We start from the raw sequence: 21,046 nt of genomic DNA, 5'->3' as shown, positions 1-21,046 counted from the left end.
GACGACGTATAGGGTGTGACGCCTGCCCGGTGCCTGAAGGTTAAGTGGAGGGGTGCAAGCTCCGAAACGAAGCCCAGGTAAACGGCGGCCGTAACTATAACGGTCCTAAGGTAGCGAAATTCCTTGTCGGGTAAGTTCCGACCTGCACGAATGGCGTAACGACTTCCCCACTGTCTCCAGGAGATGCTCAGCGAAATTGAATTCTCCGTGAAGATGCGGAGTACCCGCGGTTAGACGGAAAGACCCCGTGCACCTTTACTGCAGCTTCAGAGTGGCATTAGGAAAGAACTGTGTAGCATAGGTGGGAGGCTTTGAAGCGTTGGCGCCAGCTGACGTGGAGCCATAGGTGAAATACCACCCTGTTGTTTTCTGATGTCTAACCTCGATCCATGAAACTGGATCAGGGACCCTCTGTGGCGGGTAGTTTGACTGGGGCGGTCGCCTCCTAAAGAGTAACGGAGGCGCGCGATGGTAGGCTCAGGACGGTTGGAAACCGTCTGCGAGAGTGCAATGGCATAAGCCTGCCTGACTGCGAGACTGACGAGTCGAGCAGAGACGAAAGTCGGTCATAGTGATCCGGTGGTCCCGAGTGGAAGGGCCATCGCTCAACGGATAAAAGGTACGCCGGGGATAACAGGCTGATGATTCCCAAGAGCTCATATCGACGGAATCGTTTGGCACCTCGATGTCGGCTCATCACATCCTGGGGCTGGAGCAGGTCCCAAGGGTTTGGCTGTTCGCCAATTAAAGTGGTACGTGAGCTGGGTTCAGAACGTCGTGAGACAGTTTGGTCCCTATCTGCCGTGGGCGTCGAAATTTGAGAGGAGTTGACCCTAGTACGAGAGGACCGGGTTGAACATACCTCTGGTGTACCTGTCGTGGCGCCAGCCGCGCAGCAGGGTAGCTATGTATGGACGGGATAACCGCTGAAAGCATCTAAGCGGGAAGCCTCCCTCAAGATAAGATTTCTTAGAGCCGTGGAAGACCACCACGTTGATAGATCGGATGTAGAAGTGCGGTAACGCATGGAGCTAACCGATACTAATTGCTCTATTCGCGCTTGAAGAGTCCCACCATCAACGACAATCCTGTCAGGATTGTCCGCGATTACGTGGATGATTGATCAGACAGTATTGCAAGTTTCAATAGCACGGGCATCGATTGAACCCCTTTTGACCTACGCCGGCTTCATTGCTTGGTGACCATGGCGTCAGTGACCCACCCGATCCCATCTCGAACTCGGCCGTGAAACCTGACAGCGCCGATGGTACTTTGGCTTAAGCCACGGAAGAGTAGGACGTCGCCAGGCATTGCAGCCGGCGTAAGGTCGAAAAGAAACCCATTCACAAAGTTAGAGGCCGGCAGCGATGCCGGCCTTTTGCTGTTTTGCGGCCCCGATCGGCGCCGCGCTCTGGTTGACGCGGGATGGAGCAGCCCGGTAGCTCGTCAGGCTCATAACCTGAAGGTCGTAGGTTCAAATCCTACTCCCGCAACCAGTAACCCCTTTGATTTCCATGAGAAAGTTTCCCCGCGGGGAAATCTGGAAGCAGCTCCTGGCACAATCTGTAAGCACACAGGAAGCAGATTGATTGTAATTTCATAACATTCTGGAAGCGCGTTCCCGAACGCGCTGCGCGCCGCCAACATGGCGTGGGTGTTTGCTTCCGGTTTGTGCAATGGGCTTTTTTGTCGGCCTCGATTTTCGCCGATGCGTCTTATCGTTTGTCTGCCGAATAGAGTGCCGACCTGTGAATGAAGTCAGGATCGCGCGGTTGGCAAGGGGCCCGGCGAGGATGGAAAATCCGTAAATGCTCAGTTTCGACGCGCGGTGTATGTCAGCATCATCGCATATAGACTTCGATCAGGCCGGGTACTTGTATCCGGGTCGTTCGAAGTGGAAATCCTGCTGTCTCGAACCCAGCGCGCAGGTTGTCACTTATGGCACCCGGCCGGGTCGTGCTCGGGGTATGCGTGCTGCATTTTCGCGCACCATAAGCACGGGAAACTTCATTGTCAGCTGTGCGCCGAGATGTGATGGGGGACCGCGATAAGGGCATATCGATTGCCACGAGCACAACCCGCGATCCAGTGATCTCTTCTGCCGCGCGAACTAGCTGCGCTGCTGCCGGCGCACTTCCGCTCGGCCTCGTACCCAAATTGATTGAGCGATCGGCAAGCGCCAGGAAGTGGTCATACGACGGTTCGGCAGCTACCATCTGCCAACCGTCTTGCGTTTCGACTGCCAGCGCCACGCCACTTGGTTGCGTGAGTGTCCAGGCTGCATCGATACCCAGAACGGCGCGCGGTCTACGAGTCATGGTTTTGGCGCCCGAGGCAGGTTCATCTTTCGTCATTGAACTTGTCACCTCTGTCCAACTTGCAGCGGGGTTTCGGTGCCAGCGTTTCGGGCGGCGACCCTCCACGAACCATCGCGCGGCAAAGGGGAAGGAAACGCGGAGCTCAATCGAGCTCCAATTCCCTCGTCGAGCCTCTCTTTGACGCCTCGCATTGTCGCGCTGTCGAGCTCCGCCTGAGTTAGTGAGATGCCAGAGATTATTGCAGCGCGTAGTTTGGGTATCGGCTTTGCAAACTCAGAGAGCGATTTCTTGCTTTGTAGGGTCTTCTCGACAAACCCGAGCGCCCAAAGTGAAGTGGCCCAAGCTTCGAGGAAGTCGACGGGCATATCGCGATCCTCGGCGCTGACCGACAGGCGCTTGATTGGCGCGCTAGCTCCGAAGAAAAATGCTGACAACACGCGTATGATGTGCCGCGGCCATCCTCGTCCCCAGACGCCATCGTCGCGGACGTGCCGATGCAGAGCATCTTTTCGGCACCCAACCGTACGCGCACACGCCGTACCAACATGGCGACGTCGGCGCCCTGGCGCCCGCGATAGGTGTGGAGCTCGTCTAGCACGAGAAACGCCAGACCCTTCATATTTCCGATGACGTCTCGATCGACACCGTCCTGCCGCGTCATTAGCAGCTCGAGCATCATGAAGTTCGTTAGAATGATGTCGGGCGGGTCTGCAGCGATGCGCCTCCGATCTGCGTCTGACTCCTGTCCCGTGTAGCGCTCGAATGTCGGCTTCAGGTCATCGGGAAGACCGCAGCCCTCGATAAACTTTTCGAGTTCCTCCCGCTGCGAATTTGCGAGCGCGTTCATCGGATAGATGACGATCGCGCGCGTGCGGCGCGATTCGCCCGCTCGACGGGCTTTCAGAATGCGGTCGATAATCGGGACGAAGAAGCAGAGCGATTTGCCCGATCCGGTGCCCGTTGTGACGATGTAGTTTCGGCCCTGCAGCGCTTTGCCGAGCGCTTCATCCTGATGCTTGTGTAGATTGATCGGAACCCGCTCAGCGCCGAATGCAAATACACTCGGTAGATCTGGATCCCCTGGGGGGGCTTAAAACTCTGTAGGTTGGCCGCTTGGAGACCGGCGGCGACCATAATTTTGTTCAGCCGCGAATTAGAGTAGGGGGGTAAGAGTGTTAAAACCCTGGTATCTTCGCTCTGAAGTCCGCACAAAACCTAACTTTTTACCGAATTCGCGCTCGATCAGAACCGATCGATAAAGGGGTGTTAGTGGGTCCTAAAACGCCAATAGAATTGCTTTGGTGCGGTCTGGCGCTCAACAGGAAAAGTTCGAAATCCGCCTGAAAATCACTTTTTTTCATTATCTTACATAGAGAAATCGTGCCGGTGACGAAATTTTCTATCATGCGGCCTAAAGCGAGCCCGTCGGCAGTAACGGTGGGCGCTATTGGCCGCTTGGAGACAGTCCGCTTTTAGGTGTCAAACAAAGAGAGCGGACGTTCTACCATGAGCTAGAACGCTCGCTCTCCAGAATACGCGATTTGCTGGTTAGACTTCGATGCCTTCTGCCAGCGTCAACGCATCTTCAACATCGACGCCGAGGTATCGTACCGTATTTTCAATCTTGGTGTGGCCGAGCAGAATCTGCACAGCTCGCAAGTTCCCGGTCGCCTTGTAAATGATCGACGCTTTTGTTCTGCGCAACGAATGCGTCCCGTAGTCTTCGCTTCGAAGTCCAACGGCCGTTACCCATTCATCGACGAGACGCGCATATTGACGCGTGCTCATATGAGCAGAGTGGTCGACCCGGCTGGGGAACGCAAAATCCTCGATTGATCCACCGCGCCGCTCAAGCCATGCCAAGAGGCTTCCGCGAGCATCCGACATGATTTCGAATTGAACTGGTCGATTGGTCTTTTGCTGGATCACCACTGCCCGCGTTCTCAACTCACCGCCGGCGACGAGATCGCCGATCTTGATCTTCACAAGATCGCAGCCTCGCAACTTGCTGTCGATTGCGAGATCGAACAGCGCCCGGTCTCGAAGCCGGTGCTCTCGATCCAAGTGGAAGCGAATTGCCCATATCTGCCGTGGCTTTAACGGCCGCTTTGCACCTACCTTTCGACCGGCATTCCACGCCGGTCGTGGAGGCAAATAGTCGAATTCTGATCTACCCATGATCATTCTCCTGCAGCCAAAATGGCCAAAAAGGGAAACGCATGGGTCAGGTCGATTGGCCGATTGCGTCTTGGCAGCTTTGGGCGGTGGAACGAAATTAGCGGACGCTCCAAGTATTGCCCGGCGTTCGCTTGAAAGGTCACCTCCGTACTGGCTCGTGCAATCGAGGCGCAACCACGTTCCGCAGGAACCGAATAGACGCTGAAGGCCCAGATTCCCGATATCCGTTAGATGATCGGCGCGACATCTTATAATCTTGGCCGGAGCTCCCATATAACGATCATCGTGGCACAGATTCTTCGTAGGCGGCCGCGGCTGAGAGACCTCGTGCTCCCGCTTACAAGCAGGAGCCGCGCCCATGCCCCCCGATCCAGATCAATCCCAGTCGGCCACCCCGGACGTGCCTGTCCCATTGAGACCGCAATCGAGCCGATTTTTCCGCAAGAGCCGCAGTGCATTCGCCCTCGATGACGCACGGCGTCAGGGGGACATCAGTCAGCTCGCCTTCCTGGCGATGGGCGGACGGGATCCGGCGCTAGCCTTCCTGAACACCGACAACGCCGCGCTCGGCGGCCGCCCGCTTACAGTCGCGACCGCGAGCCCCGAGGGATATGAACGGGTTGCGGCAGCGATCCGCCGCTGGCCGAGCGGCCCAGGATTCAAATGAGCCGCGCGATGAACATTTCGCTGCCGGAGGACGAAGTCAAGCGCCTGTGCCTTCTGCAAGGTGTCAGCATCAGTGCGATCGAGCCGCTTCAGTCGGGCGGCACCCGCCTTGTCTGCACATCCGGCTCCGGCGCCGAGGAAATGCGCCTCCGGCTCCGCGGTCACCTGATCGACGGCAATGTTCTCCGTTACCGCTTCTATCGCCCACCGGCCACGCATAAGCGCCCATAAGGCCGGCGCGCGATTTCGTGGTGAGCGAACGTCTCTCCGGAACCCGAATAATGTCGGTATTCGTGCGGCACATTTATCGGGATGTGCTATAGGTCTCCCATCACCTGAAATCGAACAAGCTCCATGTGACAGAGGGACGATCCGTGCTCTCGCTTGATGCAGGAGCACACACCATGTGCCTTATTCAATTGCTCGAAGACGAGCAGATCGCGCTCGCGCGATACGCCGCCGCAACAAATCCCTCGGCGATCGACCGTTATGGGCGCCTGATCGAAGGGATCGGTCGGCGTCTGAAGGCCTTTCCCTATCAGCATCGCCCTTATTTTCCGCTCAACAGATCGCGGACGCAAACGGCTCGCTAGCACGTTTGCGAACACGCGCATCCTGAAACCGAAGAAAGATATCTGACATGGCCAAATCGCAAAAACGCAGCAATCGCGAAATTCGCAAACCCAAAGCCGCCAAGGCGAAGCCGCCGACCGCGCTCGCAGCCCAAGAGGCCTCCGCGGTGCAAATGACCTCCAAGTCGAAGGGCAATCGCTGACGCGCCGTCAAAAACTGCGATGGAAGCTGACCAGATCGGCGTCGGGATCGCCATAGCCGCAAATCAGGCCACGCAGCATCTGCGCAGCCATCATCGAGAAGGTGATGCCATTGCCGCCATAGCCCATCGCGGCATAGCAGTTCGGCATACCCGGAATCCGACCGATAGTCGGGGTACCGACCGGACTGTCTCCAAAACTGCCCGCCCAGCTGTAAGCGGGAGTTGCGTCCACTCTTGGCAACAGGGCACCAAGCTTTCGCGATAGCGTCGCTGCCTTGTCGGGGAGCTTTGCATCCCGGAGAGCCGCGTCAGCGATTTCCTCATCCTCGCCGCCGCAGATGATTTCTCCGCGTGGGGTTGTTCGGATGTAGAGATAGGGGTTCGCGGCTTCCCATATCATCGCGGCGGTCGGCCAGATGGCGCGGGGCTGCGGGCGCGTGGCGATCGACCAGCTCGAGATGATCTTGTTCCCCTTGCGCGGAATCCCCTTCATCATCTCATAACCCGTTGCCATGACGACATGGCGCGCGCGAATGCTTGGCCCGCGCGCCGAGACCAATGTTACACTTTCGCCCGTCGGCGCGATGTCGCAGATGTCGACGGGCGAATAGAGCCGCGCGCCCCGCGCCAGCGCGACGTTCAGATAACCTGCGGTGAGGCGGCGCGGATCGGCCGAATAATTGCCAAAGCCTAGCAGTGCGTGGCGTCCCTTTATCCCGTAGCGATCCAGCACTGCGGCGGGTTTGAGCAGCTCGACCTCGAACCCCGCGCGCCGCCGGGCGTCGGCTTCACGCGCAAGACCTTCGGCGTCGAGGACGTTGCCGTCGAGATAGATCGAGGCGCGCGTCGCCCCATCGACGGCGAGGCCCAGCCGTTCGGTCCGTTCGCGTAGCGCGTCGACCGACTGGCGCGATCGCCGCCAGATGCGTTCGGCCTTTTCGCGCCCGATCCGCTCGGCCATCAAGGCCAGCGGCGTGTCGAGTTCATATTGCAGCATCGCGGTCGACGCCGCAGTCGATCCCTCGGCCGGTCCCCGGCGATCGACGATAACGGTCTTGAGACCCGCGTCCGACAACGCCTCCGCGATCAGCGCGCCCGACACGCCAGCCCCGACGACGAGCACGTCGCACGCTATATCCCTTGTCAGAGGCCGCGCTGCGATCGCGGGACGACGCCGTGCCGACCAGATCGACTGGCCGGTCCGAAGATCGCGATGATGGGTCGCCGATGCGTGGCTCACCAGGACAGGCGATCAGGCAAGATCGCGCACCCTGGCTTCGCGGGCCCAATGACGCCGGGTGCCGACGCTTTCGAACTTGTCGATCGCAACGACACCGCCGTCCTTTTCCACCCCCGCCTTGTCGAGCAGCAATTGCGTCGCTTCGTCATGCGCGATCGTCTTGCAATGGCCATAGGCGTCCATGAACCACTGGACCGCCGAGCCCTGCTTTGAGAGGGCCTCGGCCTGATCCTCGGTGAGGATCGAAGCCACGGCGTCGAACAGCACCGAGGGCGAGCCCGCGAGCTGGCCGTCGGCCTTGAGCGTACCGCCCTTGACCTTGATCCCGCCGACCTTGGGCGCGACGAGGAAGACGGTGCCACCGGCGCTTTCGATGTCGCCCTTCAGCTTATCGATCACCGCCTTGTCCGATCCTTCGGCAAAGAGGATCGCGACCTTGCGGCCCTCCATCGTATCGTCGGCATTCTTCTGGATAGACAGCGCGTCGGAGGTTTTGAGATCGACCGGCGCACGCGCAGCCTTTTCCTTCGCCGGCAGATCGATCGCGAGTCCCATGGCGACACGCGTCGCGAGATCCTCGTCGATGTTGCGAAGCTGGCCAACGACCCGGGCGCGGACATGATCGAGTGCGACCTTCGACAGTTCGAAAACCAGCGCCGAGGCGATATGCGCCTGCTCATTCTCGGTCTGCGACAAATAGAACATGCGCGCCTGGCTGAAATGATCGGCGAAAAGCGCCGCGCGAATGCGCAGCTTCTGCGCGGGATCGTTGCGTTCGTCATTGGCGGCAAAGCTCTTGAAACCGGTATCGGCGCTTGCGCGCGGACCGCCATTCTCGCCGGCCTCGGCCAGACTGTTGGGTTCGTAATTGGCGCGCCCCGTTGGCACGAGCGTCTGCATCATTCCGTCGCGCTGGAAATTGTGGAACGGGCATTTCGGCGCATTGATTGGGATCTGGTGGAAATTGGTCGTGCCCAGCCGCGACTTCTGCGTGTCGAGATAGGAAAAGAGCCGGCCCTGCAGCAGCGGATCGTTACTGAAATCGATGCCCGGAATGATATTCGACGGCAGGAAAGCGACCTGTTCGGTTTCGGCAAAGAAATTGTCGACGTTGCGGTTGAGCGTCATGCGGCCGACGATCTCGACTGGCACATCTTCCTCGGGGATCAGCTTGGTCGCGTCGAGCACGTCATAAGGTTGTTTGGCAGCGAACGCCTCGTCGAATACCTGCACGCCGAGGTCCCATGCCGGGAAATCGCCCGCGTCGATCGCCTCGAACAGGTCGCGGCGGTGGAAATCGGGATCGGCGCCGGCGATTTTGACCGCCTCGTCCCAAGTTGTCGACTGGATGCCGAGCACGGGCTTCCAGTGGAATTTGACGAATTTGCCTTCGCCCTTTTCGTTGACGAAGCGGAAGGTGTGGACGCCGAACCCCTCGATCATGCGCAGGCTTCGCGGGATCGTGCGGTCGGACATTGCCCACATGATCATGTGCATCGCCTCGGGCATCAGCCCGATGAAGTCCCAGAAGGTATCATGCGCGCTCGCCGCCTGCGGATAGCCGCGGTCGGCCTCCATTTTCACGCTATGGACGAGGTCGGGGAATTTCATCGCGTCCTGGATGAAGAAGACCGGGATATTGTTGCCGACCAGATCCCAATTGCCGCTGTCGGTATAGAGTTTGACCGCAAAGCCCCGCACGTCGCGCGGCGTATCGACCGACCCGGCGCCGCCCGCGACGGTCGAGAAGCGAACGAAGACCGGACAGGTCGCGCCTTCCTTCTGGAAGATCGAAGCCTTGGTCAGCCCGGGGATTGCCTTGGTGCATTCGAACACACCATGTGCGCCCGAACCGCGGGCGTGGACGATCCGCTCGGGGATGCGCTCATGGTCGAAATGGAAGATCTTCTCGCGGAGGACGAAATCCTCGAGCAGCGTCGGGCCGCGCTCGCCGGCGCGCAGCGAATTCTGGTTGTCCGAAATGGGATGACCGAAATTGTCGGTCAGGAACGCCGCATCGGCCGATTTGCTGCCCGATGCCACATTCTGGTGCAGCTCGTCACCATTGCCGCGGCTCACCTCGATCTTCGGCTGGCCTTCGCCCGGCTGGTGTTCACGAAACGCATGGTCATTCGCGGGCGACGGCGGCGGAGATTTCGGCATCAGTCATTCCTTCTGCCGCGGAAGGCGACACTCCTACAATCCGCCGCTCCGCCTTACGTTGCGTGTCGCTAGGCCATGGCGGCCAGAATCTCCTTGATCGCGACGAACGCAAAGCAGACCGAACTGTCGGCCACGCCATAAGGCAGGAAAATATCGGCGCCGACGCGGATCGCCCCGCAGGTGTAGACGACATTGGGGACATAGCCTTCGCGGTCCTCGTCGGCGGCGGAGAGGATCGGATTGGGCGTCCGGCCGATGACCTTCGACGGATCGGCCTTGTCGAGAAGCACCGCACCGATCGCATATTTGCGCATCGCGCCGACGCCATGGGTCAGCACCAGCCAGCCCTCGTCGAGTTCGATCGGCGCGCCGCAATTGCCGATCTGGATGAGTTCCCATGGAAAGCGCGGCTCCAGCAATAATTCACCGTCCTCCCATTGATCGACCGTGTCCGAGCGCAGCAGATAGAGATTCTTGCCATCCTGCCGACCGATCATGCAGAATTGCCCGTCGATCTTGCGCGGAAACAGCGCCATACCCTTGTTGCGTCCCGCCTTTCCCTTGATCGGGCTCAGCGTGAAATCCTTGAAATCTCGCGTCCTCAACAATTCAGACTGGATGTCACGGCCGCTGTAGGCCGTGTAGGTCCCGATCCACTCGCTTTTGCCGTTGTCGCGCTCGAACTCGAGCAGCCGCAAATCCTCGAGGCCGTTGCGCTGCGCCTCCGTAATCGGGAAGATCACCGTTCCCGACAAGGTGCTGTCCTTCTGGCGGTAGAGCGAAACGACCTCGTCGGGCTTGTCGTCGCGGTGCGGACCAAGCATCGCCGCAGTAGCGAAGGCGGGCTGCGGAAGCAGCGTCAGTTCGCGGTCGCAGGTAATGATTCCCTCGCGAAAGGCGATCGTCGAAATATGACCCTCGCCGACCGCGCGCAGCGACAGGAGGATGCGGATGCAACCTTCCTCCAGCCCGGTCTGGTCGGGATGACGAACGACGCTGGGGTTCATCAGCGCCGCCGCAGCATAACTATATTCGTGACAGAAATAGGCCCCGATCAGCAGCCGGGTTTCGCGTTTGAGCGCCAGGCCTTCGAGCCCCAGCTTGGGTTCGATCTCGTTGAAACGATCCTCGAACACTTTTTCGATCTGCCAGTGGCGATCGGCGAAGTCTCTGAGCACGACGCCAAGTTCGGCACGAACCGTTCGCGGATTGAGGGCGACGATCTCACGCGCCAGCCGCTGCACGCGTTCGAGATCGGGCCCCGACGCCTGCCACGCCAGATGGAACGGCCGCACGACGACGCGCGTCGGATCGGCGTGCAGCCGCAATTCGTGCTGGACCAGATGCAAATGACTGTCCTTTCAGCCGACTTTCCGGACGAAATCCCGAATGGCATAGGTTGCATGCTGATAGGCGAGAACCGACTCGGCGCCCTCATTCAGATTCAGCCCGCGCGGATTTATACCGTCTTTGCTGGTCCCGGTCAGCGGATCGCCGACGATTACGCCGCGGTCATTGTATCCGGTGAACCACTCGTACGCGCGCCGTGCATGCGCCAGCCAGATGTCGTCGCCGGTCACATCATAGGCGGCCGATGCCGCATCAATCGCGGCCCATATCTCCAGCGGCTGCTGATCGAATGGCCGCGGCAACTCATAGGCACGGCCAAAGCTGTCCGACCCGACGGGGCGATAGTGACCATGCGGCGAAATCTGGACATCGTTGATCCACCGCAGCGTATCCACTCCGCACGCGATGACGTCCGCGCGCTCCAATCGCACGCCCGCGCGCAACATGGCCTCGGACACGCGGCCGTTGTCATAGGCAAGCACCGGCTCGAACCATCGCCAGTCCGGTCGCGCCGCGGCTTGATATAGCGCGATCAGCCGGTCGGCGCCGCTGCGCAATATCCGGTTCGCCAGATCATGCGCGGGTCGCGCGGCGAGCACGAAGTCGGCGCCGAGCATCGCGAAAGCGATCGCGCGCGGCGACTGGAACTCCAGCGCTGATGCCGCGGTGCGCTCGAACAGTTCATGCGCCCATTGCCGCAGACCGGGGTCGCGCGCGTCACGCCCCGTCGCGCCGAGCGCCCAGAGGGTTCGGCCGCAGCTGTCTTCAGACCCCACATCCTCGAGCCAGTTGCGTGCGAATCCCATGAAGTTGCGAAACTCGCCGCGGTCGGGGTTCCAGGCATGCTGTACGAACGCCGCAAAGACCGGGGTCAGTTGTCCGCACTTGCCGAGCGCGTCGTCGTCGAGCCGGTGCATCAGCATCAGCGCCCGCGCGTTGTCATCGACGCAATAGCCGTGCGCGCGATCGGGGATCATGTGAACGCTGTGCTGGAGGATGCCGGTATCGTCGCAAATGCGCAGGAACCCTTCGATTCCGATCCGCTCGGGGATAGGCGCAGCTTTCGGCACGACGCGGCTTTCCGCGATCAGCGCGCATGTTCGCTCAGCGAACACCGGCCAGATCATGTCGCGGCCGCGATCATAGGCGCGCCGCTGCAGCGTCAGCAACCGGTCGGAATCGCCGAGCAGATACCGGATCTCATTCGCGATCGCTTCGCTGTCGTTGAAGGGAACGAGCACGCCATGATCGTCGGCAAGTAGCTCGACCGCATGGACGTAGGGCGTGGATATCACGGCCTTGCCCAGCGCCATCGCATAAGAGAGTGTGCCCGACGTCGATTGCTGCGCACCGGTATAAGGCGTCACATAGATGTCGGCTGCCTCGAGAAGGTCGAGCAGATCGTCGGTCTCCATGAACGCATTGATCCAGCGGACATGCGCATCGACGCCGAGCGAGACGGCGAGCGCCTGGAGCCGGTCGCGATAGGCTTCGCCTTCATGCGCGAGCAGATTGGGATGCGTCGCGCCAGCAATGCAGTAGAGGAAGTCGGGGTGATCTTCGATGATCGCGGGCAATGCCTCGATGACCGCCTCGATCCCCTTGCCCGGCGATAAAAGACCGAAGGTCAGCGCGACCTGTTTGCCCGCAAAGCTGAACTGCGGCTTGAACTGCGACGCGCGGCCGAACGGGCGGTCGGGGACGCCATGTGCGATCATGGCGATCTGGTCGTCGTCGGCATGATAGACGCTTCGCAGCAGATCGTGCGAGCGCTCGGACATGACGACCAGCTTGGCCGCGCGCGCGGCCAAGCGCTCCATCACGCGGCGCTGATCGGCGTCCGGTTCGGCGAGCACCGTGTGAAGCGTAACGATCAGCGGCGCGGAAACACGATCCACGAGTTCCAGGATCATATCGCCCGCCAAGCCGCCGAAGAGGCCGAACTCGTGCTGCAGCCACACAATCTCGGCACAGCTCGCCTCGATTTGCCGGGCCGCCTCGACAAAGCTACCGGCGTCACCCTCGGTTATGACGCCGCGAACAACGGGGTCGAATATCGTGGGAACCGCGGCCGGCGCCATCGCATATACATCGACGGCGATCTCCGGCGCGGCCACTGCAAGCGATGCGTGGATATCGGCGGTGAAGGTCGCTATGCCGCAGCGCCGCGGAAGGAAACCGCCGATCAGTGCGATCCGGACAGTATCCGAAGTTTTTGGCCGAAGCGTTTGGCACGCCTCCAAACCTTCATCGAACGATCTACGATCAAGCGTTTCGTACACAGGCATACCTTCCAAAAAATATGCGACAGAAGGCCTCACCCAGTATTTTGTCGTTTGTTTCGAAGCGCGCAGTCGGCCTCGGAGCATCAGAATACAGAACAACTCAGCGGCGCATCTGTTCCAATTGACCGGCGCCTCGAGAGAAGCTTCGCAGGCCAATTCCGGTCATACTCGCCAGACGGCAACGCCCCGCATTCATTTCAGGCAGGCGACGATGATTCCGATGGTTCCACGCGTTTCTTCGGGATTGCGTACCGAGATTGTATCGAGGCCCAGCGCCTTCGCCGGATAATCATTGCCGCCCGGAAAGATCGCATCGCCGATAAAGAGCATCGCACCCAGTTCGACACCGCTGGCGCCGCTTAGCTTCGTCAGGCCATAGGCCTTGTCGACGCCCTCACGGGTAATGTCGATCGAAGTCGCCCCGCCCATGTTGATCGACAGACCGGGCAGACTTTGGCGAAGCTCGGCCTGAATCACCTTGCGTTTGGCGAAGTCGGGATCCCATTTTTCCTTGGCATCGATCGGCGCTTCCTGACCTAGGGCCGAAAAGGTGATCTGACTCCCGCGATCTTCGATCCGTTCGCCCCAGACCGTTTGGGGAACGAACCCGGTCGCCAGTAGCGCCGCATCGAAGGCTTCGAATATGTGTCGCTTCTCCGCATCGGCGAAGATTTCGGCATAGCGCGCCTGCCACGCGCCCGAGCGGAACGTGTAGAGCTTGGTGCCGGTTGTCGGCATGAGCCAGAGCCGGGCAAGGTCCGCGCGCTCGGGAAGGCGTGTCGCCACCTGTTTTTCGAATTGCGGCCAGTCGCCACCGGATATCACCGCGACATCTGCCACGCCGAGGAGATCGGCAAGCGCCTCACCCATTGCGGGTTCCATCGGCTGCTTGCTTTCGGCAAGCGTTCCATCAAGATCGAAGGCAATCAGCCGCTTCATGCAGGCGTCGCTCCGCGCCCGTCGCTCGCCGAGTCCCGCTGCCGCCGCGCGGCGGCTTTGGCATCGGCAAGGTTCGAATAGCGATAGTCGCCCACCGCGAATTGTTCGACATAGGTCCGGATGATGCCATCCTCCTCGTCGCCCGGTGGACGCAGGCCTCCGCCTTCGCCTTCCCACGCCGAGCGTGACGCAGCTTCATCGATCGCGGCGGCGAGAGGGCCGTCCTCCACGCCCAGCGAGCGATAAAAGTCGCGCCCGACGGCCAGAAGGGTGGCGCGAATGTCCAAGACTGGATCGTCAGCTCCGTCGCTTTCGGCAGCCCGATGTTGGTGTGTCGCCTTTTCGAAGGCCTTCGCCATAAGCAATTCGGCGATCAGCACGTCACTGACCATATCGTTTGACGCCTTAACGGCGTCGGCAGGTGATGCAGCGATATCTGCGATAGCCTCGGCATCGCCGCTCAAGCCGCGTCGCTCGCGATATTCGTTGATCCGTTTGGCATAATAGCGCGGCAGGTCAAAGTTTGGCATCGCCTGCCCATCGCGTCGCGCCTGGCTCACGGCCATCAACGCCATTTGATGGTGGTGGAGAAGTTGGTTGAGGTCCATGATTTTGCTCCTTCAACGGGAGCGCAATGGTCTCTCAGTCGCCAGCACGCGGTGGAAGCGGGCGATGTTATGGAAGTGGGGTCACAGGCTTCCGATTGCAATGAGCAGACATTTATAATTGTAGGTGACCGATGAAAGCCGAGTCATATGTCTCGACTTCCTTCGGAATACGTCTCTCGATGGAAGCCAACGAGGAAGTGTGCGTGCTGGAGATATCCGGCATGGCGACCGATGATTTGACCCAGGCGCTGATCGAAATGCAGGAGATCACCGATCGCGGCCAGCGCGGGGTCAAAGGGCTCTATCATTCGATAATCTCGCCCCAGCCTGGATATCAGTTGACCGAGGAGCAGTGGCTCTATGCGGCTGATGTTTTGGCAAAGCAGCTGAAGCTGCATGATCAGCCGCGCGCCATCGTGCTTCATGAAAAAGCAGACGGGCAGGGCGGGACACGCACCCATGCCCATATCGTCTTCCAGCGAACAGATCGGGAGAAGCTGATCCTCATTCCCGACAGCTGGAACTATCCCGCCCACGAGCGGGCGGCTCGCCATCTTGAGCAGAAATTCGGGCACGAGATCGTGCCCGGCAAGCATGCCGAGCCCAAGCAACTCGATCAGACGTTCAACGAAAAGGCGGAGACCGCACGGCGGGATTCTCCCCTTGACCAGATCCCGCCTCGGGAAATGCAGGCCATTCGCGAGAAGGCCAAAAAGGCTTTCGAAGCTGCAGGGCCTGGTGCAAGTCTGGAGCGATATGGTCAGGCATTCGGGGAACGCATGCGCGCGTCCGCCAGTCTTGCGCGGCGTGTCGCTACCGCATTGGGCGACAAATACCGAGCCATCGCGAGCCGCTTCTCCGAGCGGTGGCGTGAGCTGCGAAAACCCCTCATCATGAACCGTTATGCTGGTCGTGGTTCAATGGATGATCTTTGTCGCGAAACCCTCGCTTTGACGAAGATGGATTGGAACAATGATGGCCCATATGACCGGATGCCCGTCACACTAAGTTTTGCAGGCTCGTTGGCTTCTGTCGTGAAGCAAATGCCGAAGTTAGAGCCACGTTCGTATCCAGTGCGGCTGTTTATGTGATGGTATTGAACCCAACCCGCAAGCTCGCGCTCACGAAGCAGAATGCCGTGTCAGGTAGGTTTGCCCGTTCGTTGAGAACAATGACCACATATCCGGCAGAATTTCCGACAACATTCTGAGCTGGCTCTCAAAGTTATTGGGCACTTTCCCATGAGGCCCCACCCGCAGGTTACGGATGCTGCGAGCCCCCGCAACCACCGCTAATTGCCCCGAAAACTGGGCATCAGATGCGTTTAGTAAGTTACGCGTGGTGTGAGCTCCCGCAACCATAGAAAAGCCCTCGTTCCCAATGGGTTCGTGGGCTTTTTGCGTTCTGTGGATTGGGCGACCGGTTGTCGCAATGTCTGATATGGGAGGACGCGGACGTTGTCACTTCCCCAGCCGCTCACCCAGTATGAAAAGATGGCGCCACATAGTCGTTCTTTATCGTCCCGGACTTGATCTGGAATGATGATGGCGACCGGCCCCCGCCCATCAAATGCCGCCAATGGACCCGTCGTTCCGAAAGGCAAATCATTGTCGCGCCACGTCCTCGCGGCTAAAGAGCGCGCGTGACCGAGACATCTTCCCGCATCATCGCTTTCGCCGACCGCCGGCCGAAGCTCCTCGCCCTGGCACTCGGCGCCGTGTCGGCAACCGGTTTTGCGCCGCTGAATCTCTGGCCGTTGACGCTGCTTGCGCTCGCGGGATGGATGCTGCTTGTAGCGCGCAGCTCCAAGGGATGGCGCGCGTTCGGGACCGGCTGGGCTTTCGGGGTCGGACATTTCATGCTCGGCCTCAACTGGATCGCGACTGCCTTTACCTATCAGGCGGCAATGCCCGCATGGCTGGGGTGGATCGCGGTGGTGTTGCTCGCGCTCTATCTGGCGGTTTATCCGGCGCTGGCGGCGTGGGGGGCGTGGCTGGTATCCATGCGAGTCGCCCCCGCGAAGGCGGGGGCCGCTAGCGGCTTGTCCAGTGCCGATGGCCTAAGCCCGATCGCGGCCCCGGCCTTCGCGGGGGCGACGCTCTCCTTCATCCTCGGCTTCGCTGCGCTCTGGACGCTCACCGAATGGCTGCGAAGCTGGGCGTTCACCGGTTTTGCGTGGAATCCGCTCGGCGCAATCGCCTCCGGCCCCTTTGCCTCGGCCTCGATCTGGATCGGGACCTATGGGCTGGGTGCCCTGATCCTGCTAATAGCTGGAGGGCTGCTGCTGGCTTCCGCGCAGCGATGGAAAGCGGCCGCTCTCGTTGCGGCGGGCCCGGTGCTGATCACCGCAGCCGCCATTGCCGGTATTGCGAGTTCGAATGTCGCCGTCGCGATCAACGGCAAGGTCCCTGGTGCTCCCCCACGTACCCCCATCACCGTCGTCCAGCCCAATGTCGGCCAGCAGGACAAGTGGGAGGGTGACAAGGCCGACGCCAATTTCGCCAAGCTCGCGCGGCTGACCGCGCCCAAATCCGACGCGCCGCGCCTGATCCTGTGGCCCGAGGCGGCGATACCCGACTATCTCGAGACCGGTTATCCCGCCATCTATTACGACCGCTCGCCCGCCGAGGCGCGCGGACGGTTGACCGCGCTGATGAACCCCGGCGACCTGATGCTGCTCGGCGCGCTCAAGCTGGAGTTCGACCGTACGGGACAGGCGGTGGGCGCGCGCAACGCGGTGATGACGGTCCATGCCGATGGGACGCTCGGCCCGCGGTACGACAAGGCGCATCTGGTGCCCTATGGCGAATATCTGCCGATGCGGCCGCTGCTTTCGGCGATCGGCCTGTCGCGCCTCGCTCCCGGCGATCTCGATTTCTGGCCCGGCCCCGGACCTCATACGCTCGACCTTGGCGCCTTCGGCAAGGCGGGACTGCAAATCTGTTACGAGATCATCTTTTCGGGCGAGGTCGTCGACCGCGCCCACCGCCCCGATTTCATCTTCAATCCGTCGAACGATGCCTGGTTCGGTGCTTGGGGTCCGCCGCAGCATCTGGCGCAGGCGCGGCTGCGCGCGATCGAGGAAGGGCTGCCGGTGATCCGCGCGACGCCGACCGGGATCAGCGCGGTGATCGACGCCGACGGCCGGATCGTCGAAGCGCTGCCGATGCACGCCGCCGGCCGCATCGATGCCTTCATTCCAAAGGCGCACACACCGACCCTGTTCGCGCGCTACGGCAACATGCTGCCCGTCGGCTTTGCCCTGCTGCTGCTCGCACTCGCCATTGCCTTTCGGCGGCGCGGGCGCTAACAGCGGCGCGACATAAAGTTTCCTTTATATCCGATTCCGAAAAAGGCTCCCCATGCGCAACAGCTTCCTCTTCACCTCCGAAAGCGTGTCCGAAGGACATCCCGACAAGGTGGCCGATCAGATCAGCGATTCGATCGTCGACCTGTTCCTGTCGAAGGATCCCGAAGCGCGCGTGGCGTGCGAAACGCTGACGACGACGCAGCTCGTCGTGCTGGCGGGCGAAATCCGCTGCAAGGGTGTGTTCGAAGACGGCGAATGGGCGCCGGGCGCGCTCGACGAGATCGAGGCCACCGTCCGCAGCACGGTCAAGGACATCGGCTATGAACAGGCCGGCTTCCACTGGAACCAGTTCCGCTTCGAAAATAATCTGCACGGCCAGTCGGCGCATATCGCGCAGGGCGTCGACGAAAGCGCCGACAAGGACGAAGGCGCGGGCGACCAGGGGATCATGTTCGGCTATGCGTCCGACGAAACCCCCGACCTGATGCCCGCAACGCTCGACTATGCGCACAAGATTCTCGAACGCATGGCGGCCGACCGCAAGGCGGGCATCGCCCCCTTCCTCGAACCCGATGCGAAGAGCCAGGTCACGCTGCGCTATGCCAACGAGCGCCCGGTCGAGGCGACCGCGATCGTCGTGTCGACACAGCATGCGCCGGGCTATTTCTTCCACGGCGGCGAAGGCGACGAGGCGAAGTATCAGGAGCTGCGCAAATATGTGCTGGGCGTGATCGCCGACGTGTTGCCCGCCGAATTGCTGACCGCGAACACCGTCTATCACATCAACCCGACGGGGCGTTTTGAGATCGGGGGCCCCGATGGCGACGCCGGCCTGACCGGCCGCAAGATCATCGTCGACACCTATGGCGGCGCAAGCCCGCACGGCGGCGGCGCGTTCAGCGGCAAGGACCCGACCAAGGTCGACCGCTCGGCGGCCTATGTCACCCGCTATCTCGCCAAGAATATCGTCGCCGCGGGCCTTGCCCGCCGCTGCACGATCCAGCTCAGCTACGCGATCGGCGTCGCCGAGCCGCTGTCGGTCTATGTCGATCTGCACGGCACCGCGGCGCAGGGCGTGACCGAGGCCGCGCTCGAACAGCTGCTGCCGCAGCTCGTCCGCCTGACGCCGAAGGGCATCCGCACCCACCTCGGCCTCAACAAGCCGATCTATCGCCAGACCGCCGCCTATGGCCATTTCGGCCGCCAGGCGTCGGGCGATGCCTTCCCCTGGGAGCGCACCGACCTGACCGACAAGCTGAAGGCGGCGTTCCGCGGCTGATGCCGCCAGCGGCTTGAAATCGCCCTCCCGATCTGACAGTCAGATTGTGGGATCGGGGGAGATGGGCATGGCAAGTCGCTGGATTTTGGCCTTTTTGGTGGTGCTCCTGGCGGTCGCACCGTCGGCCGCGCAGCAACCGCTGCCGCTCGATCCCGGCAAGGCCTGGAAGCACAAGCATAGCGGAATAATCGTCCCGGCGACGCTCGCCGGCACGCCGCGTGATCGCGGCATGACCTACGCCCCCGACGAGTTGGACCTCGGGCTGTCGTTCGTGGTCGGCGATGCTGCCGAATCGCTTACCATCTATATTTTCCGCAATACCAACGGCGCGGTGCCAGTGTGGTTTTCCCAGGCACAGTGGGGAATCGAACATCGCGGCAATTTCGGGCACCCCGCTCTTGCCGTTGCGCCCGTGGCGTTCGTTCCGCCGGGTCAGAAAAACGAATCGGGACTGAAGGCGATCTACACACCGGACCGCGGCGGCTATCGAAGCACGGGGCTGATGCTATTCCCGGTCGGTCCGTGGTATGTGAAGATACGTGCCTCGTCGCAAACGCGCACGCCGACTGAACTCGGCGTCTGGATGGACACCGCGCTGTCCGAAATCCGTTGGCCCAAAAAGATCGTCGATGGACCGCTCGCGATCCCCGTCGCCGATTGCGCATCGCCGCTCAGCTTTCCCGAGACTGCAAAGGATGCGCCGCGAGATGAAGGCGCCGAGATGGTGGCCGGGCTGCTTGGCGCAGCCACGGCACAACAGCGGGCGAAGCCGACCGCGCGGTCCGTTGCCGCGCTCTCGACGGTCCGCTGGTGTCGCGACGCGATCATTGGCGACAATGCGGCCACGTATCGCCAGAACGACGCCACCGGTTGGTACCTGTTGGCGGCGGGCGACAATGGTAACGGCATATGGGTGGGGCCCGATCCGGGCGCGAAGCTTCTCGCTTTGACGGGCAAGGGCCAATCCGCGCCGGCGCAACGCTTCTCGATCACGCTGATGACGGCTGCGCAGGATATTGCGTTCGTTACGCAGGATCGATTGCCCTCACCCGAACGCGTGCTCGAGATCGTGAATGCCAACCGCCGCATCACTTCGGTGGCGACATGGGGCAAGAAGCGGAAGATCGGGGTGTACAGCGAACCGCAATGATCAAGGACCATCTTGTCGCGGTGCGGCCCCGCGGCTAACGCGCGCGGCATGACGGCTTATAAATCCGGCGATCCGACGACGCTCAACCGCCTTTACGGGCGCGCGAAGGGCAAGCCCCTGCGCGCGGGGCAACAGGATCTGATCGACACGCTTCTGCCGCAGATCGCGGTTCCGACCGAAGGGCCGGTCACCTCGGCATTGCTGTTCGGCGATGCCGAAGGAGCCGGGCGCCCGCTGCATTTCGAGATCGGTTTCGGTGGCGGCGAGCATATGGCGGGGCGCGCCGACATGTTGCCCGACCATGGCTTCATCGGCGCCGAGCCTTTCCTCAACGGCGTCGCGCAGGCGCTGGTGCATGTGTCGGGCGACCATGGCCGGAGCCTGCCGCTCGCCAATGTCCGTATCCATCATGGCGACGCGCTCGAGGTGCTGCACCGCATCCCCGACGGGGCGCTGAGCTTCGCCTATCTGCTTCACCCCGACCCGTGGCCCAAGGCGCGCCATGCCAAGCGGCGGATGATGAACGACGGCCCGCTCGACCTGATCGCCGCCAAGCTGAAACCCGGCGGCGAGTTTCGTTTCGGCACCGACCATCCGGTCTATCTCGCCCACGCGCTGATGGTGATGCGGCGCCACCGCCACCAGTTCGAATGGCTCGCGCAAAGCGCGCAGGACTTTCTGGTCCGCCCCGGCGGCTGGCCCGAAACACGCTACGAAGCCAAGGCGCGCGCGCAGGGGCACGAGGTGTGGTATTTTCGCTGGCGGCGCATCTAGATCGTCCGGTC

Annotated in this window: 17 protein-coding genes, 1 tRNA gene and 2 rRNA genes (1 of these 20 cut by a window edge); 12 read left to right on the top strand and 8 right to left on the bottom strand. The window is 61.3% G+C overall.

What is annotated here, in order from left to right; genetic code table 11:
- The 3 genes from EBMC1_RS05670 to EBMC1_RS05660 all read left to right on the top strand — a co-directional run.
- Nucleotides 1-1,065, top strand: a 23S ribosomal RNA gene (locus EBMC1_RS05670) (it extends 1,728 nt beyond the left edge of the window).
- Between the two features lie 129 nt (nucleotides 1,066-1,194).
- Nucleotides 1,195-1,309, top strand: a 5S ribosomal RNA gene (gene rrf, locus EBMC1_RS05665).
- A 110-nt stretch (nucleotides 1,310-1,419) separates the two neighbouring features.
- Nucleotides 1,420-1,496, top strand: a tRNA-Met gene (locus EBMC1_RS05660).
- A 1,057-nt stretch (nucleotides 1,497-2,553) separates the two neighbouring features.
- On the opposite strand, the gene EBMC1_RS18055 is transcribed toward EBMC1_RS05660, so the two are convergent.
- Nucleotides 2,554-3,348, bottom strand: a complete 795-nt coding sequence (locus EBMC1_RS18055) for a DEAD/DEAH box helicase (RefSeq protein ID WP_269208156.1) — start codon at nucleotides 3,346-3,348, stop codon at nucleotides 2,554-2,556.
- Nucleotides 3,349-3,866: 518 nt separating this feature from the next.
- The gene (locus tag EBMC1_RS05650; protein ID WP_040589684.1) at nucleotides 3,867-4,496 is read right to left on the bottom strand and encodes a tyrosine-type recombinase/integrase; all 630 of its coding nucleotides are present in this window, start codon (nucleotides 4,494-4,496) and stop codon (nucleotides 3,867-3,869) included.
- Nucleotides 4,497-4,854: 358 nt separating this feature from the next.
- Between EBMC1_RS05650 and EBMC1_RS18050 the strand changes: the two genes are divergently transcribed.
- The 4 genes from EBMC1_RS18050 to EBMC1_RS18920 all read left to right on the top strand — a co-directional run bounded on the left by EBMC1_RS18050 (nucleotide 4,855) and on the right by EBMC1_RS18920 (nucleotide 5,937).
- Nucleotides 4,855-5,163: an antitoxin Xre/MbcA/ParS toxin-binding domain-containing protein gene (locus EBMC1_RS18050; protein WP_081611143.1), complete on the top strand. Its 309-nt coding sequence runs from the start codon at nucleotides 4,855-4,857 to the stop codon at nucleotides 5,161-5,163.
- Nucleotides 5,160-5,393, top strand: a complete 234-nt coding sequence (locus EBMC1_RS05640; protein ID WP_003041875.1) for a hypothetical protein — start codon at nucleotides 5,160-5,162, stop codon at nucleotides 5,391-5,393. The genes EBMC1_RS18050 and EBMC1_RS05640 overlap by 4 nt, the downstream gene beginning before the upstream one ends.
- A 143-nt stretch (nucleotides 5,394-5,536) precedes the next feature.
- Nucleotides 5,537-5,755 carry a hypothetical protein gene (locus EBMC1_RS05635; RefSeq protein ID WP_156000989.1) on the top strand — a complete coding sequence of 73 codons (219 nt, stop codon included), beginning with the start codon at nucleotides 5,537-5,539 and terminating at the stop codon, nucleotides 5,753-5,755.
- A 47-nt stretch (nucleotides 5,756-5,802) separates the two neighbouring features.
- Nucleotides 5,803-5,937 carry a hypothetical protein gene (locus EBMC1_RS18920; RefSeq protein ID WP_255266020.1) on the top strand — a complete coding sequence of 45 codons (135 nt, stop codon included), beginning with the start codon at nucleotides 5,803-5,805 and terminating at the stop codon, nucleotides 5,935-5,937.
- A gap of 7 nt (nucleotides 5,938-5,944) precedes the next feature.
- Here the strand turns inward: EBMC1_RS18920 and EBMC1_RS05630 are convergent, their stop codons facing one another.
- The 6 genes from EBMC1_RS05630 to EBMC1_RS05605 form a co-directional block, all read right to left on the bottom strand.
- Nucleotides 5,945-7,177 (bottom strand): NAD(P)/FAD-dependent oxidoreductase, encoded by a 1,233-nt coding sequence (locus EBMC1_RS05630; RefSeq protein WP_040589473.1) that lies wholly within the window; start codon nucleotides 7,175-7,177, stop codon nucleotides 5,945-5,947.
- Nucleotides 7,178-7,189: 12 nt separating this feature from the next.
- Nucleotides 7,190-9,340 carry a catalase gene (locus tag EBMC1_RS05625; RefSeq protein ID WP_003041867.1) on the bottom strand — a complete coding sequence of 717 codons (2,151 nt, stop codon included), beginning with the start codon at nucleotides 9,338-9,340 and terminating at the stop codon, nucleotides 7,190-7,192.
- A gap of 68 nt (nucleotides 9,341-9,408) precedes the next feature.
- On the bottom strand, nucleotides 9,409-10,689 hold the full coding sequence (locus EBMC1_RS05620) for a glycoside hydrolase family 130 protein (protein ID WP_003041865.1): 1,281 nt from the start codon (nucleotides 10,687-10,689) through the stop codon (nucleotides 9,409-9,411).
- A 12-nt stretch (nucleotides 10,690-10,701) separates the two neighbouring features.
- On the bottom strand, nucleotides 10,702-12,978 hold the full coding sequence (locus EBMC1_RS05615; RefSeq protein ID WP_081611142.1) for a glycosyltransferase family 4 protein: 2,277 nt from the start codon (nucleotides 12,976-12,978) through the stop codon (nucleotides 10,702-10,704).
- A 189-nt stretch (nucleotides 12,979-13,167) separates the two neighbouring features.
- Nucleotides 13,168-13,914 carry an HAD-IIB family hydrolase gene (locus tag EBMC1_RS05610; RefSeq protein ID WP_003041860.1) on the bottom strand — a complete coding sequence of 249 codons (747 nt, stop codon included), beginning with the start codon at nucleotides 13,912-13,914 and terminating at the stop codon, nucleotides 13,168-13,170.
- Nucleotides 13,911-14,522: a hypothetical protein gene (locus EBMC1_RS05605; protein ID WP_003041859.1), complete on the bottom strand. Its 612-nt coding sequence runs from the start codon at nucleotides 14,520-14,522 to the stop codon at nucleotides 13,911-13,913. Before EBMC1_RS05605 ends, EBMC1_RS05610 begins: the two co-directional genes overlap by 4 nt.
- A 131-nt stretch (nucleotides 14,523-14,653) precedes the next feature.
- Between EBMC1_RS05605 and EBMC1_RS05600 the strand changes: the two genes are divergently transcribed.
- The 5 genes from EBMC1_RS05600 to trmB all read left to right on the top strand — a co-directional run bounded on the left by EBMC1_RS05600 (nucleotide 14,654) and on the right by trmB (nucleotide 21,035).
- Entirely contained in the window at nucleotides 14,654-15,613 is a 960-nt protein-coding gene (locus EBMC1_RS05600; protein WP_040589471.1) for a relaxase/mobilization nuclease domain-containing protein, read from the top strand.
- A gap of 551 nt (nucleotides 15,614-16,164) precedes the next feature.
- Entirely contained in the window at nucleotides 16,165-17,832 is a 1,668-nt protein-coding gene (gene lnt, locus EBMC1_RS05595) for an apolipoprotein N-acyltransferase (RefSeq protein WP_003041856.1), read from the top strand.
- A gap of 52 nt (nucleotides 17,833-17,884) precedes the next feature.
- Nucleotides 17,885-19,111 carry a methionine adenosyltransferase gene (gene metK / locus EBMC1_RS05590; RefSeq protein WP_003041853.1) on the top strand — a complete coding sequence of 409 codons (1,227 nt, stop codon included), beginning with the start codon at nucleotides 17,885-17,887 and terminating at the stop codon, nucleotides 19,109-19,111.
- 67 nt (nucleotides 19,112-19,178) lie between these two features.
- On the top strand, nucleotides 19,179-20,261 hold the full coding sequence (locus EBMC1_RS05585) for a hypothetical protein (RefSeq protein WP_156000987.1): 1,083 nt from the start codon (nucleotides 19,179-19,181) through the stop codon (nucleotides 20,259-20,261).
- A 48-nt stretch (nucleotides 20,262-20,309) separates the two neighbouring features.
- Entirely contained in the window at nucleotides 20,310-21,035 is a 726-nt protein-coding gene (trmB, locus tag EBMC1_RS05580) for a tRNA (guanine(46)-N(7))-methyltransferase TrmB (RefSeq protein ID WP_003041849.1), read from the top strand.
- The last annotated feature ends 11 nt before the right edge of the window (nucleotides 21,036-21,046 follow it).

This window comes from Sphingopyxis sp. MC1 (assembly GCF_000371385.1).
Classification (GTDB): domain Bacteria; phylum Pseudomonadota; class Alphaproteobacteria; order Sphingomonadales; family Sphingomonadaceae; genus Sphingopyxis; species Sphingopyxis terrae.
The sequence above is the reverse complement of the archived record's forward strand: the minus strand, read 5'-3'. Positions and strand labels throughout refer to the sequence as shown.